Origin of the sequence: Streptomyces sp. NPDC050674 (assembly GCF_040654575.1) — a bacterium.
Taxonomy (GTDB): domain Bacteria; phylum Actinomycetota; class Actinomycetes; order Streptomycetales; family Streptomycetaceae; genus Streptomyces.
Window position 1 is genome coordinate 108,161 of record NZ_JBFAIG010000014.1, and the last position, 13,092, is coordinate 121,252.

The 13,092-nt window shown below is 72.7% G+C and carries 9 protein-coding genes and 1 pseudogene; 5 read left to right on the forward strand and 5 right to left on the reverse strand.

What is annotated here, in order from left to right:
• Positions 1-77 precede the first annotated feature (77 nt).
• Entirely contained in the window at positions 78-3,350 is a 3,273-nt protein-coding gene (locus AB0I06_RS23335; protein WP_363120773.1) for a BTAD domain-containing putative transcriptional regulator, read from the forward strand.
• 17 nt (positions 3,351-3,367) lie between these two features.
• Here AB0I06_RS23335 and AB0I06_RS23340 read toward each other — a convergent pair whose 3' ends face one another.
• The 3 genes from AB0I06_RS23340 to panB all read right to left on the reverse strand — a co-directional run bounded on the left by AB0I06_RS23340 (position 3,368) and on the right by panB (position 6,234).
• Positions 3,368-4,186, reverse strand: a complete 819-nt coding sequence (locus AB0I06_RS23340; protein WP_363120774.1) for an ABC transporter permease — start codon at positions 4,184-4,186, stop codon at positions 3,368-3,370.
• The gene (locus AB0I06_RS23345) at positions 4,183-5,202 is read right to left on the reverse strand and encodes an ATP-binding cassette domain-containing protein (RefSeq protein ID WP_363120775.1); all 1,020 of its coding nucleotides are present in this window, start codon (positions 5,200-5,202) and stop codon (positions 4,183-4,185) included. Before AB0I06_RS23345 ends, AB0I06_RS23340 begins: the two co-directional genes overlap by 4 nt.
• A gap of 156 nt (positions 5,203-5,358) precedes the next feature.
• Entirely contained in the window at positions 5,359-6,234 is an 876-nt protein-coding gene (panB, locus tag AB0I06_RS23350; RefSeq protein ID WP_363120776.1) for a 3-methyl-2-oxobutanoate hydroxymethyltransferase, read from the reverse strand.
• Positions 6,235-6,450: 216 nt separating this feature from the next.
• Here panB and AB0I06_RS23355 point away from each other — a divergent pair, with 216 nt between their 5' ends.
• From AB0I06_RS23355 to AB0I06_RS23370, 4 genes are all read left to right on the forward strand, one after another.
• Entirely contained in the window at positions 6,451-8,052 is a 1,602-nt protein-coding gene (locus AB0I06_RS23355; RefSeq protein ID WP_363120777.1) for an MFS transporter, read from the forward strand.
• Between the two features lie 66 nt (positions 8,053-8,118).
• On the forward strand, positions 8,119-8,769 hold the full coding sequence (locus AB0I06_RS23360) for a TetR/AcrR family transcriptional regulator (RefSeq protein WP_363120778.1): 651 nt from the start codon (positions 8,119-8,121) through the stop codon (positions 8,767-8,769).
• Positions 8,770-8,947: 178 nt separating this feature from the next.
• Positions 8,948-10,000, forward strand: a complete 1,053-nt coding sequence (locus AB0I06_RS23365) for an endonuclease/exonuclease/phosphatase family protein (RefSeq protein WP_363120779.1) — start codon at positions 8,948-8,950, stop codon at positions 9,998-10,000.
• 136 nt (positions 10,001-10,136) lie between these two features.
• On the forward strand, positions 10,137-11,354 hold the full coding sequence (locus AB0I06_RS23370; protein WP_363120780.1) for an MFS transporter: 1,218 nt from the start codon (positions 10,137-10,139) through the stop codon (positions 11,352-11,354).
• Between the two features lie 55 nt (positions 11,355-11,409).
• On the opposite strand, the pseudogene AB0I06_RS23375 reads toward AB0I06_RS23370, so the two are convergent.
• Together AB0I06_RS23375 and AB0I06_RS23380 are read right to left on the reverse strand one after the other, a co-directional pair.
• A pseudogene (locus AB0I06_RS23375) lies at positions 11,410-11,984 on the reverse strand (class I SAM-dependent methyltransferase).
• 491 nt (positions 11,985-12,475) lie between these two features.
• Positions 12,476-12,871, reverse strand: a complete 396-nt coding sequence (locus tag AB0I06_RS23380) for a VOC family protein (RefSeq protein ID WP_363120781.1) — start codon at positions 12,869-12,871, stop codon at positions 12,476-12,478.
• Between the last annotated feature and the right edge of the window lie 221 nt (positions 12,872-13,092).

Sequence of the window (13,092 nt, forward strand, 5' to 3'; positions counted from 1 at the left end):
GCCCCCGGCGGCCCTGAACGCCCGCCGCGCCGCCGACCGCCGTGACCCGGCCCCGTGACACCGGAGACAATGAGCCCGTGCACTACCGCATCCTCGGCACCACGCAGGCTCTCCGCACCGACGGGACCGCCGTTCCGGTCGGTGGGGCGCGGTTGCGCGCGCTGCTGACCGTGCTCGCGCTGCGCGCGGGGCGCACCGTCCCCGTGGCGATCCTCGTCGACGAGGTGTGGGGCGGGGAGCCGCCCGCCGACGCGCCGGGGGCGTTGCAGGCGCTGGTCGGGCGGTTGCGGCGGGCGCTCGGGCCGGACGCGATCGCCTCCGCCGAGGGCGGATACCGGCTCGTGGCCGCGCCCGACGACGTCGACCTGCACCGTTTCGAGCGGCTGACCGGCGAGGGCCTGCGGGCGCTGGCCGACGGCGACCCCGCCAAGGCCGCCGTGGTCCTGGACGAGGCCCTCGCCCTGTGGCGCGGCCCCGCCCTCGCCGACCTGCCCGACCGCACCGCGGAGGCGGCCCGCCGGGACACCCGCCGCCTGGACGCGCTGCGCGCCCGCCACACCGCCGCCCTCGCCCTCGGCCGGGCGGAGCAGTCGCTGCCGGAACTGACCGCGCTGTGCGACGGCCACCCCCTGGACGAGCCCCTTCAGGCCCTGCGCCTGCGGGCCCTGCGCGACGCCGGCCGCACAGCGGAGGCACTGGACGCCTACGAGGACGTGCGGCGCCTGCTCGCCGACCGTCTCGGCGCCGACCCGGGCCCGGAACTGCGCGGTTTACACGCGGAGTTGCTCCGCCTCGGGGACACCCCCGTGCCCGCCGCCGCGGAACCGGGCGGGACCGTGGGGAATCTGCGGGCCCGCCTCACCTCCTTCATCGGCCGGGAAACCGACATCGAGACCATCCGCGGGGATCTCGCTGCGGCCCGGCTGGTCACCCTGCTCGGGCCCGGCGGCGCCGGGAAGACCCGGCTGTCGCAGGAGGCCGCCGAGGCCGTACGGCACTCCATGCCGGGCGGCGTGTGGCTCGCCGAACTCGCCCCGGTCGACGACCCGGCCGCCGTCCCCGAGGCCGTGCTCACCGCCGTCGGCGCCCGCGAGACCGTGCTGTACGGAGCGGGCGCCGAGGGCATCCGGGCGGCCGTGGCCGACCGGCTCGACGACCCCGTCGAGCGGCTCGCCGAGCACTGCTCCCGGCCGCGCATGCTGCTGATCCTCGACAACTGCGAGCACGTCGCCGAGGCCGCCGCCCGGCTCACCGAGGAACTGCTGGCACGCTGCCCGGACCTCACCGTCCTGGCCACCAGCCGGGAACCGCTCGGTGTGCCGGGCGAGTTGCTGCGCCCGGTGGAGCCGCTGCCCGAGCCGGTCGCGCTGCGGCTGCTCGCCGACCGGGGCGCCGCGGCCCGGCCCGGATTCCGGACCGAGGACGACCCGGAGGCGTGCGCCGAGATCTGCCGGCGCCTCGACGGTCTGCCGCTGGCCATCGAACTGGCCGCCGCCCGGCTGCGGATGCTCACGCCCCGCCAGATCGCCGACCGGCTCGACGACCGCTTCCGCCTGCTCACCTTGGGCAGTCGTACGGTCCTGCCCCGCCAGCAGACCCTGCGGGCCGTCGTCGACTGGTCCTGGGACCTGCTCGACGAGGACGAACGGGACGTCCTGCGGCGGCTGTCGGTGTTCGCCGGCGGCTGCGACCTGCCCGCCGCCGAGGCCGTGTGCGGACCGGCCGCCCTGGAAGCGCTCGGCTCCCTCGTCGACCGCTCCCTGGTCGTGGCCGCCCCGCCGGACGGGCCCGCCGACGGGGAGATGCGCTACCGGCTGCTGGAGACCGTCGCCGAGTACGCCGCCGAACGGCTGGACGAGTCCGGGCAGCGCGCCGAGGCCGAGCGGGCCCATCTGATCTACTTCCGTGAACTCGCCCGCGTCACCGACCCGTTGCTGCGCGGCCCCGGCCAGCTCGCCGCCATCCACCGGCTGGAGCGGGAGTACGACAACCTGCGCACGGCCCTGCGCCACGCCGTCACCGCGCGCGACGAGCAGGAGGCGCTGTGCCTGGCGCTGTCCCTCGTCTGGTACTGGCAGATGCGCGACCTGCGCATCGAGGCCCGCAACTGGTGCCGCGAGATCATGGCGCTGGGCCCGGACCCCTTCGACGAGCCCGTCCGCCCCGCCGCCGCGGTGTGGCCGCGCTGCACCGACGCCCCGCCCCCGATGACCGGCGAGATCCTGTGGGAGGCCCGGCGCGGCATCCACCTGGCCCATCTCGCCTGCATGGACACCGAACTGGATGCCTGGCAGAACGGCCGGTCCCAGCGCAAGCTGCGGATCATCGCCCGGACCTACGAACCGGGCCTGCCGCAGAACTGCCGCCTGCCCGGCCTGCTCTGGTTCTTCGCCGTGATGCTGACCGGCGACATGGACCGGCTGCGCGTCATCATCGACGCGTCCATCGACACCTGCCGCCGGACACCCGGCTTCGACTGGGAACTGGCCTCCGGCCTTCAGATGCGGGCCAACTTCCTCGCCAACCGCACCGACTGGGCCGGCGACGCCGCGCGGGACGCCGACGAGTCGCTGGAGATCTACCGGCGCCTGGGCGACGCGTGGGGCACCGCCGAGGCCCTGTCCGCCCGCGCCGAGGCCCATGAACGAAAGGGTCAGCACGCCCTGGCCGCGGCCGACTACGAGGCGGCCATCGCCCACGCCGAGCACCTGGGCGCCCGCGCCCAGGCAGCCGTCCTCACCGCCCGCCTGGGCAGCGCCCTGCTGGAGGCCGGCGAGGACGAACGCGGCGAGCGGCTGCTGCGCGAGGTGATCGCGCAACGCGCGGACTCGCACAGCGAGGCGATGCCCGCCGCGCGGCTGTTCCTCGCCGCCCGGCTGGGCATGACGGGCCGGGTCGCGGAGGCGCGCGAGCACCTGCGGCGGCTGCGCCAGGACTTCCGTATCGCCCACTTCATCGTCTTCGACGCGTTCATCCTCGGCGCGGAGGCCTGGCTGGACGCCGCGGAGGGACGGCACGAGGAGTGCCTGCACCTGATCCGCAAGGCGCTGGAGCGGGCCGGTGATCCACTGGCCACGGCCATCACGCCCCATATGCGCTCGGGATACCTGATCGTCGGCGCCTGGGCCCTGGCCGGTCTCGACGGCGGGCGGCGCGCCGCGGACGCGGCCCGCTGCCTGGGCGCCTTCGACGCCCTGCTGCCGGCCGGTCACGTCGCCCAGCTCCAGGAGCGGGTGACCCGTGAGCGGGCCGAGCGCCAGGCCCGGGCCTCGCTCGGCGACGCGGCGTACGAGGCCGCGTACGCGCAGGGCGACAGCCTCTCCCTGGAAGAGGCCGTCGCCCTGCTCTGACGCGGACCGCCCGTCGGTCAGTTCTTGGTGCGGAACTTGTGGATCGCGACGGGCGCCATCACGGCCGTGATCGCCACCGACCAGCCCAGCGTCACCCACAGGTCGTGCGCGACCGGCCCGCCCACCATCAGGCCGCGCGAGGCGTCGGCGAGCGTGGACAGCGGGTTGTAGTCGGTGAAGCCCTGGAGCCAGCCCGGCATCGACGTGGTCGGCGCGAAGATCGACGAGCCGAACTGGAGCGGGAACAGCACCAGGAAGCCCATCGCCTGCACGGACTGCGCACTCTTCATGATCACGCCCAGGGTGAGGAACACCCACATGATCGACGAGGCGAAGGCCGTGGACAGGGCCACGGTCGCGAACAGCCCGGGCCAGTTGGTGATGTCGAATCCGACCGCGACGGCGACGATCATCAGCACGGCGGTCGCGAACAGCATCCGCAACAGCTCCACCGAGATCTTCGCGAACAGCACCGAACCGCGTCCGATGGGCAGGGACCGGAAGCGGTCCATGACACCGGAGTTGAAGTCCTGGCTGAAGCCGGTGCCGACGCCCTGGGACAGCGTCATGCTCATCATCGCGATCATGCCGGGGATCACGTACTGCACGTACCGGTCCTGCCCGCCGCCCAGCGCCTGCCCGATCGAGCCGCCGAACACGAACACGAACAGCAGGGTGAAGATGACCGGCATCAGCAGCGCGTCGGCCATCGACTCCGGGTCCTGGCGGATCCACAGCAGATTGCGGCGGACGAGGGCACTGGTGTGCCGCAGGTGCCCGCGCAGTGTGATGCGGGCGTCGGTCGTCGCCGGGGTGGGAAGGGTGGTGGCGCTCATACGGCGACCTCCTCGCGGTCCTCGGTGGGCACGGTGTCCTGCGGGGCACTGGCACGGTGGCCGGTGAGGGACAGGAACACCTCGTCCAGGCTGGGCAGTTCGGTGGTGACGGCGGCGAGGGTGACGCCCCGCGCCGTGACGGCGCCGACCACGGCGGTCAGCTGCTCGTCGCTGAGCACCGGCACCAGCAGGGTGCCGGCCTCGGTGTCCACGGTGGTGGTCGCGAGCCCGGTGATGCCGAGGTCGTCCAGGTGCGCGGCGAGCGGCCGCAGGTGCGTGACGTCGGCCGGCCGGATCCGCAGGGTCCGCCCGCCGACCTTGGCCTTGAGCTCCTCGATGCCCCCGCCGGCGACGACCTTGCCCTTGTCCACGACGGTCAGCTCGGAGGCGAGCTGCTCGGCCTCCTCCATGTACTGCGTGGTCAGCAGCACCGTCACACCCTCGCCGACCATCGCCTTCACCTCGTCCCAGACCTCGTTGCGGGTGCGCGGGTCGAGGCCGGTGGTGGGTTCGTCGAGGAACAGCACGGCGGGCCGCCCGATCATCGAGGCGGCCAGGTCGAGCCGTCGCCGCATACCGCCGGAGTAGGTGCTCGCGGGCCGCTTGGCGGCCTCGGTCAGCGAGAACCGCTCCAGCAGTTCGTCGGCACGCGCGCGTGCCTCCTTGCGGGGCAGGTCGAGCAGCCGCCCGATCATGTAGAGGTTCTCCCAGCCGGGGAGCTTCTCGTCGACGGAGGCGTACTGCCCGGTGAGTCCTATCACCCGCCGCAGCTGTCGCGGCTGCCGTACGGCGTCGTACCCGGCCACGGTGGCCTGCCCCGAGTCGGGCGCGAGCAGCGTGGACAGGATCCGCACGAGGGTGGTCTTCCCGGCCCCGTTCGGCCCGAGCACCCCCATCACGGTGCCCTCCCGCACCTCCAGGTCGACCCCGTCCAGAGCCTTGGTCTCCCCGTAGTGCTTCACCAGCCCCCGCACGGTCACAGCGGCGCCGCCGGTTCGTGTGTCGATTCGCGTCATGAGACAGACGCTCTCAGCGTCCACCGACAGATCACCGACAAGCCGCCGACAGCCTCTGCCGGCGGCCCCGGCGAAGGGGACAGCCCGTCGACTGGGGGAAGGCCGACGGGCTGTCCGTGGTACCGCTGTGGCTCTGTGCGCTCTGGTGGACGGGCTCTAGTGGACGGAGTGCTCCTCCAGCGGGAACGTTCCGCCGACGACCTCGTCCGCGAACGCCTTCACCGCGTCGCCCATGACCTCACGCAGGTTGGCGTACTGCTTCACGAACTTCGGCACCCGCCCGCCGGTCAGGCCGAGCATGTCCGTCCACACCAGCACCTGCGCGTCGGTCTCGGGGCCCGCCCCGATCCCGACCGTCGGGATGTGCAGCACCCGTGTCACCTCGGCGGCCAGCTCCGCCGGGACCAGCTCCAGCACCACCGCGAAGGCGCCCGCGTCCTGCACGGCCTTGGCGTCCCGCAGCAGCTGCTGGGCCGCCTCCTCGCCGCGGCCCTGCACGCGGTAGCCCATCGCGTTGACCGACTGGGGGGTCAGCCCGATGTGCGCCATGACCGGGATGCCGGACTCGACGAGCAGCCGGATCTGCTCGTGCGACCGCTCGCCCCCCTCCAGCTTCACGGCCTGTACGCCCGCCTCCTTCACCAGCCGGGTCGCCGAGCGCAGCGCCTGCACCGGGCCCTCCTGGTAGGAGCCGAAGGGCAGGTCGCCGACGATCAGGGCGCGCGAGGTGCCCCGTACGACCGCCGCCGACAGCATCGTCATCTCGTCGAGGGTGACGGGCACGGTCGTCTCGTACCCGAGGTGGCAGTTGCCCGCCGAGTCGCCGACGAGCATCACCGGGATGCCGGCCTCGTCGAAGACGGACGCGGTCATCGCGTCGTAGGCGGTGAGCATCGGCCACTTCTCGCCGCGCTCCTTGGCGGCGGCGATGTCGCGCACGGTGATACGGCGGGTGCCCTTGCCCCCGTACAGCGCCCTGCCGCTGTCGGAGGGCTTGGCCTGAGCAGTCTGGGCAGCCGGAAGCTGCGTCATTACACGGCTCCTAACACGTCATCTCGAGGCGCCCTGACGGCGTCCCCGGACCACGTCCATGGTGGCACCTCGTGTCAACGAGGGCTAGGGGAGGCCCTGTGAGTTCCACCCCGGCCCCATTCCGCCCCGGGCCCCGTGTGGCGGGCACGTAAGAGCCGGGTAAGAGTGTTCCGATACGAGACGGTCTCGTATCGGAAGGGTTCTAGGCTCGTCCGCATGACTAATCCTGCCGATCCGGCCGCCCCCACCGGCCCCCGCGTACCGGAAGCGGTGCACCGGCGCCGCTGGGCGATCCTCGGCGTGCTGATGCTGAGCCTGCTGATCGTCGTGCTCGACAACTCGATCCTGAACGTCGCCATCAAGACGATCTCCACCCCGGCCCCGACCGGCCTGGGCGCCACGCAGAGCGAGCTGGAGTGGGCGATCAACGCCTACACCCTCGTCTTCGCGGGCCTGCTGTTCACCGCCGGGCTGCTCGGCGACCGGCTGGGGCGCAAGAAGGTGCTGCTCGGCGGGCTCGCCGTGTTCGGCCTCGGTTCCGCGTTCGCCGCGTTCTCCGGCTCGCCCGCCGAGCTGATCGGCTTCCGCGCGGTGATGGGACTGGGCGCCGCGTTCGTCATGCCCGCCACCCTCGCCGTCCTGATGCACGTCTTCGAGCGCGAGGAGCAGCCGAAGGCCATCGGCATCTGGGCGGGCGGCGTCGGCCTGGCCGTCGCCATCGGCCCGATCACCGGCGGTGTGCTGCTGGACCACTTCTGGTGGGGCTCGGTCTTCCTCATCAACGTGCCGATCGTGGTGCTCACGCTCGCGCTGATGGCCTGGCTGGTCCCCGACTCGCGGGACCCGAACCCGGGCCGCCTCGACCCCGTCGGCGTGGTGCTGTCCGTGGTCGGCCTGGTCCTGCTCGTCTACGGCATCATCGAGGGCGGCCAGCTCGCCGACTTCACCGACCCCACCGTGCTGGCGTCCATCGGCGCCGGTCTCGTCGTGCTCGTCGTGTTCGTCCTGTTCGAAAAGCGCAGCGACCACCCGTCGATAGACGTCACCTACTTCCGCAACAAGGTCTTCTCGGCCGCCATCGCCGCCGTCGCGCTGGTCTTCTTCGCCCTGATGGGCGTGACCTTCTTCTCCGTCTTCTACACGCAGAGCGTGCGCGGCTACTCGCCGCTGCAGACCGGTCTGCTGATGCTGCCGCTGGCCGCCTCACAGCTGATCTTCGCGCCCCGCGCCCGGCTGGTGGTCGACCGCTTCGGCAACCGGGCCACCACCACGGCCGGCCTGCTCGTCATCGCCGCCATGCTGGCCGCCTTCGCCACCCTGGACGCGGACACGCCCATCTGGATCCTGGAAGTGATCTTCTTCCTGATGGGCGCCGGCATGGCGCACATCATGACGCCGGTCAGCGTCGTCATCATGCAGGCCCTGCCCCGCGAGAAGGCCGGTTCCGCCTCCGCCCTCAGCAACACCTTCCGTCAGGTCGGCGGCGCCCTGGGCATCGCCGTCCTCGGTTCGGTGCTGTCCACGGCCTACCGCACGGGCATCGAGGACAAGCTCGGCGCGCTCCCGCCGGGCCTGCGGCACACCGCCGGGGAGTCCATCGAGGCCACCCTCGGCGTCGCGGCCGGGCTCGGCCCCCGGGGCGAGTCCCTGATCACCCCGGCCTACGACGCCTTCCTGCACGCGATGCACATCACCGCCCTGTGGGGCGCGGGCGTCGCCCTGGCCGGAGCGGTCGTGGTGGCGCTGTTCCTGCCGGGCAGGCCACCGGCACCCAAAGGGGCGGAAGGGGAACAGGAGTTGGCACCCACCCGGTCGTAGGCCTGCGGGAGAATTCACCGTCCGTGCAGCAAGTGTCTGCACCCGGTCAGGAAAGGACGCAGCGACGTGAGCCTCGCCGAACGGCACCCCCCGCACGACGGTCCCGGGAGGGGGCGTCCCAGAAGCGAGGCCGTCGAGCGCGCCATCATCGAGGGCGTGATGGAACTCCTGGAGGAGGGCGTCCCCCTCGCGGAGTTGTCCATCGAGCGCATCGCCCGTACCGCCGGCGTCGGGAAGGCCACCATCTACCGCCGCTGGAGCGGCAAGGAGGAACTCTTCGTCGACGTCGTGCGCACCGCCGAACCGCCGGACCCGCCGCTCCCCGGCACCTCCCTGCGCGACGACCTGGTGGTGCTGCTGGAGCAGGTGCGCCGACGGGGCCTGGCCAACCGCTCCTCGGCGATCCTGCACAGCGTCCAGGCCCAGATGAAGAGCAGTCCGAAGCTGTGGGCGGCGTACCACGCCACCGTCGTGGCCCCGCGCCGCAGGCTCGGCCTGGAGGTGCTGAGCCGCGGCCAGCGCAACGGCGAACTGCGCGCCGACCTCGACCTCGAACTGCTGAACGACCTGTTCGTCGGTCCGATGCTCGTGCGTGCCGTGCTGCGCCCGGACGCCGACCTCCCCGACGACCTCGCCGAGCAGATAGTCGACACCCTGCTCGAAGGGCTGCGCCCCGACAGCTCACCGCCCGTCAGTTCGCTCTCCCACGAGCCCTAGTGTGCGCGTTTCGTCACAGACGGCGCTTTCGGCGGGCATGGGCGGAACTCGCCGCGGGGACTCGAACGTCATCGCCCCCGTACGGCCGTCGAAGGACGGCGGGAACGGAACGGATCATCCCCTAGGGTCGTAAGGACACGGGGGCGATGGTGTGCACGGCAGGCAGTGAGGCGACGGTATGGCGCAGCAGGCGTACATGACGGAGACGGACAACGGCGGCTCGGGGCCCGAGCAGCGGGGAACCCGGCTTCGGCGCCTGTTCGACCGGCTGGCGAGCCCCTGGCGCGGTGACCCGCGGATCTGGCGGCGCGGTCTGTTCCTGGCGGGCTTCGCGGTGCTGCTGGCCCTGGTCATGGTGCTGCACTCCCGCATCCCGAACACGATCGGCAACCTGGGCAGCCTCATCGAGACGTTCCTGCCCTGGCTGGGGATCCCCGTCGCCCTGCTGTTCGTCCTCGCCCTGGTGCGCAGGTCCGCGACCGCGCTGATCGCGGTGCTGCTGCCGTCCGTGGTCTGGCTGAACCTCTTCGGCGGCCAGGTCAGCGACAAGACCGCGCCCGGCGGCGACCTCACCGTGGTCACCCACAACGTCAACGCCGACAACCCGGACCCCTCCGGCACGGCCCGCGACGTGGCCGCCTCCGGCGCGGATGTGCTGGCCCTGGAGGAACTGACGCCGGCCGCGGTCCCGACGTACGAGAAGGCGCTGGCGTCGACGTACCGCTACCACTCGGTGCAGGGCACGGTCGGCGTGTGGAGCAAGTACCCGCTGACCGGCGTGCGGGGCGTCGACATCGACATGGGCTGGACCCGCGCGATGCGCGCCACCGTGACCGCCCCGGCCGGGCAGGTCGCCGTCTACGTCGCCCATCTGCCGTCCGTGCGCGTGAAGATGGAGGCCGGTTTCACCGCCCGGCAGCGCGACCGGAGCGCCGACTACCTCGGCGAGGCCATCGCCCACGAGCCGTTGGAGAACGTCGTCCTGCTCGGCGACCTGAACGGCACCATGAACGACCGCGCCCTCAACGCCGTCACGTCCCAGATGCGCTCCACCCAGGGCGCGGCCGGCAACGGGTTCGGCTTCAGCTGGCCCGCGTCGTTCCCGATGGCGCGCATCGACCAGATCATGGTCCGGGGCCTGAAGCCGGAGAGCTCGTGGACCCTCCCGCAGACGGGAAGCGACCATCTGCCGGTCGCGGCCCGTGTGAGGGTCGCCACAAGCGGTTCCTGAAAACCCCTGGTCAGGGCTCTTCCGTCAGAAAACCGCCACCCGGGCGTCACCTCGTGGAATAGTGCGCCTGCGAGACTTTGTTCCGTACTTGAACATACGCGTACGGATCTCCAAGCAAGTCTCGAAAGGCTCCTTCATGCCCCTGGCCCTGCTCGCCCTCGCCGTGGGCGCCTTCGGCATCGGTACGACCGAGTTCGTGATGATGGGCCTGCTGCCCGACGTCGCGGACGACCTGAACATCTCGATACCCAGCGCCGGCCATCTGGTGTCGGCGTACGCGCTGGGCGTCGTCATCGGCGCCCCGCTGCTGGCCGCGGTCACCGCGAAGATGTCCCGCCGCACGGTCCTGATCGGCCTGATGGGACTGTTCGTGGTGGGCAACGCCCTGTCGGCCCTCGCGCCCGACAACGGCTGGCTGCTGGCCGCCCGCTTCCTCAGCGGACTGCCGCACGGCGCCTTCTTCGGCGTGGGCGCCGTCGTCGCGACGAACATGGTCGCCCCCGAACGCAGGGCGCGCTCGGTCTCCCTGATGTTCCTCGGCCTGACGGTCGCGAACGTCGTGGGCGTGCCGGTCGCGACCCTCATGGGCCAGCACCTCGGCTGGAGGGCGACCTTCCTCGGCGTCAGCGCCATCGGCCTGGCGGCGATCGCCGCCCTCGCGTTCCTCATCCCGCACGACCACGAGCACACCACTGCCCAGGGCCTGCGCGGCGAACTCGCCGCCCTGCGCTCCCTGCCGGTCTGGCTGTCGCTGGGCACCACCGTCGCCGGCTTCGGCGCCCTCTTCGCGGCCTACAGCTACATCACGCCGATGCTGACGGACGCCGCCGGTTACGCCGACGCCAGCGTCACCCTGCTGCTGGCGCTGTTCGGCGTCGGCGCGACCGCCGGCAACCTGCTGGGCGGCCGTCTGGCCGACCACTCCCTGCGGGGCACGCTGTTCGGCGGACTCGTCTCGCTGGTGGCCGTACTGGCGCTGTTCCCGCTGCTGATGCGCACCGAGGTCACGGCCGCCGTGGCCGTGGTCCTGCTCGGCATGGCGGCCTTCGCCACCGGCTCCCCGCTCCAGCTGATGGTCATGGAGAAGGCCTCCTCGGCCCCGTCCCTGGCCTCCTCGGCCAACCAGGCCGCCTTCAACCTGGCCAACGCGGGCGGCGCCTGGATCGGCGGACTCGCCCTCGCCGCGGGCTTCGGCGTCACCTCCCCGGCCCTGGCCGGTGTGGCCCTGGCCGTCCTCGGCCTGGTCGTGGCGTCGCTGGCCTACGCGGTGGACCGGCGCCGGGCCCCGGTCGCCGGACGCGAGCGGATCGTGGCCGGCCATGTCCCGCGGGAGGCGGAAGCGGTGCGCCACTGACCGCTCCCGGCACGCGGCAGCCCGTGGGATCAGGTCCCGCGCGCTGCCGTTTCGTCTACCGGGGCGCCCCGCGCCGGGCCGCGACGATCGCAGAAGCGGTGGGTGTGGTCAGGACTTCGGACGCGTCCTGTCCGGATGGGTCAGACAGAACAGGCGCAGCTCGTCCACCTCGCCCTCGAACCGGGGCGGCCACTCGGCCGATGGGGTGAAGTCGTCCAGGACGAGGATCCCGCCGGGGGCGAGCAGGTCGACGACCCGCCCGGGATCGTCCCGTTTGCCTCCGCCGTCGCAGAAGAAGACGTCGAACGGGGCGTGCTGTTCGAGCAGCCGCCAGTCGCCGGTGAGGACGCCGACGCGGCTGTCGTCGGCGAAGAGCCCGGCCGCCCGGCGGGCCAGCTCCTCGTCACGCTCCACGGTCACGAGCCGCGCACCCTCGCCGAGGCCGCTGTGCAGCCAGGCCGTCCCGACCCCCGAGCCGGTGCCGCTCTCTGCGACGACCCCGCCGGGCTTCGCGGCGGCGGCCGTGCGCAGCAGCCTGCCGACCGCACGGATACAGCTCTTCTCGAACCCCGCCTCGGCGGCGAGCCGCTCGGCGGCCAGCACACGCGCCGGTACAGCACGCTCACTCATGACCGGACCCCCTTTCAGGACGAGCCCGACGCTACCCGGCCGCCCGTCGGCGCACCGCCGGGTTCACCGAGTCAGGACCCCCTCGGACAGGCCCCGATGCCGGCGCGGCCCGGCATGCGCGTCGAGGCGCGGCAGGGCCGTGCGGCCGGTTTCGGACAGCCCGGGCACGGGGAACCGCCGGGCGAGCCGCCCCGGCGCGGCGGCGGAAGCGTGTCACCGGGGCAGACGCCGCCCCGCCGCGGCGAACAGGGCGACGGCCCCGGCCCGGTGACTCCGGCGCGGCCGGCCACGGGCCGGGCGGCCCGGCGTCGAGGAGGCCGCTGCTCGCCTACGAGCGCGGTCCCTGCCCGACGCGGTCCCGCTACCGCTGTCCTGGGGCGACGGACTTGTCGGCGGCCGCCGCGTCGGGCAGCCGCGCCTCCTCCCGCACGGCCGGTCGAAGGCCACCGGGGCCGCCGACCACCGTGCCGAGGACATCGAGGACGGCCCGCCTACTCCTGCGGAAGGGTCGCGATCTGGATCAGATTGCCGCAGGTGTCGTCGAAGACGGCCGTGGTGACGGGGCCCATCTCCACGGGTTCCTGGGTGAAGCGGACACCGAGGCCGCTCAGCCGCTCGTGCTCGGCCCGGACGTCGGCGACGGCGAACTGGGCGAGCGGGATGCCGTCGGCGGCGAGCGCGTCGCGGTAGGGCTTGACGGCCGGGTGACCGGCGGGCTCCAGGAGCAGTTCCGTGCCGTGGGGGTCCTCGGGGGAGACGACGGTCAGCCACCGGTCCGTCCCGCCCACGGGGACGTCGTGCTTCTTCACGAAGCCCAGGACCTCGGTGTAGAAGCGCAGGGCCTTGGCCTGGTCGTCGACGAAGACGCTGGTGAGATGGATCTTCATGAGGTGCTCTCCTCGGGTCCGGGTGCCTCGCGTCCGAGCCGTCAATCGGTGATGTGACGCAGCGGGGCCGTGTTCAGGTCGTGGAACGTGGAGCGGCCCTCGGCGCCTCGTCCCGACGAGCCCGGCGGTCTCCCGGCACCGCGAGGTGCCGGGAGACCGCCGGGCTCGAGATGCCGAGCTCGTGCTTCACGCTCGGCCAGAGTCTTCACTTGCCCGTCCAG